General features: G+C 58.3%; 2 protein-coding genes and 1 pseudogene. 1 reads left to right on the forward strand and 2 read right to left on the reverse strand.

All coding sequences use genetic code 11. The annotated features are described in order from the left end of the window. Positions 1 to 202 (forward strand): annotated as a pseudogene (locus NP534_RS25930) (fimbrial biogenesis chaperone); the annotation flags it as partial. Between the two features lie 9 nt (positions 203 to 211). On the opposite strand, the gene NP534_RS25935 reads toward NP534_RS25930, so the two are convergent. Beyond that, on the reverse strand, positions 212 to 1,663 hold the full coding sequence (locus NP534_RS25935; protein WP_274100619.1) for a hypothetical protein: 1,452 nt from the start codon (positions 1,661 to 1,663) through the stop codon (positions 212 to 214). Positions 1,664 to 1,729: 66 nt separating this feature from the next. Further along, positions 1,730 to 3,928 carry an autotransporter outer membrane beta-barrel domain-containing protein gene (locus NP534_RS25940; protein WP_443201103.1) on the reverse strand — a complete coding sequence of 733 codons (2,199 nt, stop codon included), beginning with the start codon at positions 3,926 to 3,928 and terminating at the stop codon, positions 1,730 to 1,732. Between the last annotated feature and the right edge of the window lie 274 nt (positions 3,929 to 4,202).

Genomic DNA, 4,202 nt, shown 5'->3' on the forward strand with positions numbered 1-4,202 from the left:
GACCCCCTTCCATTTCACATTCGGCCGCCTCGAGGTCAACGGCGAACAGCTCGACGCCAAGGCAATGGCCATCCCCATGGGGCGACAGCACTTTCCATTACCGGCGCAAACAGGTAATCAGGACATAACGCTCACGTTCACCATCATCAACGATTACGGTGGTTTGAGCGCCCCCACGAGCCAAACCGTGACGCGTCATTAGGCCACTCGCTCAACTGAACAGGCTTAGATTGATCGACCTGGTCATCCGCCAACTTTCCCCGCCATCGAAGCTCAATTTCGACGTGATCGTGAACGAACTGGGAACCACGAGCCTCTGCAAGAATGCCTTACCAAGGCGTGTCTTGATGCCTTCGGTCAAATCAGACGCCTTGACCTCATACCTATCCAGCAGCGTTTCCTTGACCTCACCGCTCCCCGACAAGACTCCTGATACTTCGATTGTCACTTTTTGCTCAGGGAACATCAGGTACCAGGGGTCCATCAACACATCGGTCCAGGTGCCAACCCTGCTGAGGTAAACTTGCGTCCCCGACACGCCGGCGCCTTGCACATACGGGCTTCGATAAGCACTGATAGGTGGCGCTTGCACGTTCACCTTACGCAAAGCCGAAGGCAATTCGCCCTCCTTTGCTACAACCCGATAGCGCACCTCGACAATCTTGCCGGCATGGGCCACCACCTTGGCCAAGGGGATCTCGTATCGCCTGCTCTGCCCTTGGTATTCAAGCGGCGCGTGATGGTAACCAAAAGTTCCGGGCTCGCCCCAATGAACGCTGGTGCTTTCATCCGGGTAGATGACTGCGGCATCCGGCACTTGAACCAGCAACGGCGCGCCAATCCCGTCCAGCGCCAGCCTGACGGTTTCTGCTGTTCCCGTGGCCTTGGGCACCAGTGGCCAAGTGAAACTGCGCGGCACAGGCTTGGCTTTTACCTCAAGCTCCACCGGCTTCGAAATGCCACTGCTATTGCCCGCATAATCGACAATTTCATAGCAGGCATATCGTTTGCCGTCTTCGCGGTCAACGATCATGTCTCCATAGTAGGCCAGGACTATTGGCGCCACTTGATCAGCCGGTTCCAGAACACGCTCACCGGCCTTCTCATTGACGAAGGGTTCCCGGTTCCAGTACCAGATGAGCGTGTCCCTGGCGCCAGCGTAGTCATAACTGGGGACCTCAGCCTTTACCTGATTATCGTTGAGTTCAAGGTAGCGTGCCGTCACACCTTCCCGTTCCACCTGCTCGTCGAAAATCAAGCGCCCTTGATCGACGCCCAGCAAAGGTGCCTGGATGTCGACTTCGACCTCGAGTTCTAATGAGTCGACCAACTCCGAGTTATAGAGTTGGACCCTGTACGTGAGCGTATGCATTCCATGATGCATCAGCCGCTCCTTGGGCACAGTGCCAAACAGCTCTGGCTCGGGAATGGGGGCATTCCAGGTTTTGTGGTCGACTTCATCACCGTCCCAATACAACCACAGGTGTTCCGGCCTTTCAGGGGCGGGTTGGGAGAGTGGCCACTGCACAACCTTGACCGTCAAATCATCCTGCAAGGCAGACACAGGCAGCAGCCTGGGCACTCCACCTGCTGGGTCTTCAAGCAATTCTTCAACAATTGGGGCAGCCAGAGGCGCCCTGACCCTCGAGTTACCGCCCATCATGACGTGTTACTCCTGCGTGAGCCTGAAAACGAAAAAAGGGAAGGCATTCGCCTTCCCTTGTAATGATCACCAGTTGTACCGCAACCCTACATTCATCCCCCATGGCTGCTCGATCTTTCTGCCATTGCTGTACTCGAAATCAGCATGCATCTGCAGCCCGTCGATCAGTGATACCGCGACCCCCGCGCCCACTTCTCCTCGCGAGCCTGACAGGTCGCTGTCAAATCGATTGCCGTTGACCTTGACGTCGTTGTCGTTGCCAAACTCATGGACATACGCCAGGCGAAGATAAGGCTGGAGCACTCGCCCCGCCCCGAGGTCAATGTTGCGGCCAACGGTGGCGCCGGCCTTGCCCAACAAGGAATGGCTGTCACCTGTCGAGGCCTGCAGGCCGTTATCCAAGCGATAGTCCTTGCCCTGGAACTGCACCAGCGACCACTGAGTAAAGGGTTCGATGAATACGCCCCCATCCAGCTCGACATGGCGCCCGAACTCGGCCGATACCCCTACGCCGTTCTGCTTGTAATCCCCTTTGGTGCGCGTGCCATCACTCAGGCCGACCTTGGACGCGTTATCGAAGCGGTTGAATTTGGCCACACCGTCAAAGTAGTAGCCACTGCGCGCATCCAGCCACGTGGCGTACAAACCGGCGTAGTAGCTGTCGACCTCACCCGACGCGCCACCCTCAAGGCTGAGGTCGGAACGGCTGCTGCCTGCCATCACCCCCAGCAACCATTGACCGTCGCCGACGGGCAAGGGTGCGTCCGCCCCCAGCGAAAACCCATGTTGGACTTGCTGGTAGCCCAAGCCACTGGCCTGTGCGACGTTGTATTTGTTGCCATAGGCCCTGATCCAGCCGCCGGACTTGCGCTCATCCAGGCGCAGTTCACCCATGCGGCTGCGCAACGAACTCAACTCCCCGTACCACACGGTCGGGGCCGCGCTGTACAGGGCAAGCACCGACGCTGTGCCCGGGCTGATCACTTTGCTGGCGCCGTCCAGGAACCAGTCATTGCCCCGCTGTACCAAGTCGTATGAAAAGGCACCGAGGTCGACCGGCCCATCGCGCAACGAAAATTGCGCATCGCCTGCCGCCGCGTGCACCAGTTGCAAACTGTTCGCAGCATCTGGCTCCGCGCCGCTGCTGCCAACGGCAAGCACGTGCTGACCTTCGGCGCGCCCGGTAATCTCGAGAAAATCGGTTTGGCCAGTCGAGAAGTCTGCATCCATGACGAACGTTCCGCTGCCGGACAGCTCGCCCAGGGTCAGGCGCTGATAGTGGTCCTTCTCGCCGAAACGCACCGAACCGCCCGCCATTGCCAGTTTGGCGACGCTGGAGTCTTCGACCATGTTCCAGCGAGCATCACTGTCCAGGCCCAGGCTGCTGACATTCTCCAGGCGACCGGTGAGGCTAGCGCCGTTTTGCAAACGCACATCGGCCACGCTTCCCGCCTCCACGCGAACATCACCGTGCAACTCGCTGCTATCGACCAACAGGTTGGCGCTCGAACTACCGACTACTTCGAGCATCGCGCCATTGCCGCCGCTGAGGGACGACTTGCCGCTAACCACGATATTGGCGCTCGACGGCCCAAGGTAAGGATCGCCGACAATGATGGCCGCCCCCTCGCTTGCTTGCACTTGTGTATCGGTAAGAAGCACGTTGGCAGCCCCGGCGAGGGTCGGGTCGCCATACGCCGCGATGCCGTTGGCCGTTCCGGAAAGCTCGCTGCCACGCACATCCAGGGTGGCATCGCCAAACAACTGCGCTGCCACTCCTCGCGCACCACTGCCGATCAGTTCGCTGTCGTGCAAGTCCAGTCGGGAACCCGCAGCAACCCCAGCACCGGCGATCGCGCCCTCAACCCGGCTACCGGTGACCACAGCGCTCGCACCTTCAGTGCCAGTGCGCAGCAGTCGGATACCAAACCGGTCACTCACCACTGACGACTGGTTGCCCAGCGTTACCTTGCCTCCCGCCGAAGCTCGAATGCCATCCGCCCCCGTGGCCACGACCGCAGTCTTGTCCAGGTTAACGCTGGCCTCAGGGCTCAGATCGATTTGCTGGGTCGAAGCTCCGACGGCATTGAGGACGGAGCCGCTGGTCACGCGGTAGTTGTCGACAGCAACTTGGTCATCAATATTCAGCTCGCCGCGTACGGTGGTCAATGCTTGAGCGGGCTGGCCGAACAAAGCTATGGATACCAACAGGCCTGAGGAAACAGCCTGTGCCAATGGGTGACGTGATCCGGTAAAAAATTTCATATAAGCCCCTCTGCAAGCCTTCAACAATCAGTAAGTTTTCCTACTGATTTCTAGATAAAAACTTACAGCCAGCTCCATCTGAAATATGTAGGAAAATCCTTACGACATCAGCGAATTTTCCTACATATGTTGGCCAGTGTATTTTTACCTGGATGTTATGGGGCTAGATTTTCCCGGCACGGAAATGCCAGAAGAAGACGACCTGAAACTGATATCGCAAGGGGTACCTGCATGCATGGAAACAGTCGCCTGCGCAGGCAAAGAAGTGACCGCT

The organism is Pseudomonas sp. 39004 (assembly GCF_028682155.1).
GTDB lineage: Bacteria > Pseudomonadota > Gammaproteobacteria > Pseudomonadales > Pseudomonadaceae > Aquipseudomonas > Aquipseudomonas capeferrum.

What these genes read in the sequence shown, in the direction of transcription:
- NP534_RS25935 (WP_274100619.1), bottom strand. Translation starts at nt 1,663, where the DNA reads ATGATGGGCGGTAACTCGAGGGTCAGGGCGCCTCTGGCTGCCCCAATT.
- NP534_RS25940 (WP_443201103.1), bottom strand. Translation starts at nt 3,928, where the DNA reads ATGAAATTTTTTACCGGATCACGTCACCCATTGGCACAGGCTGTTTCC.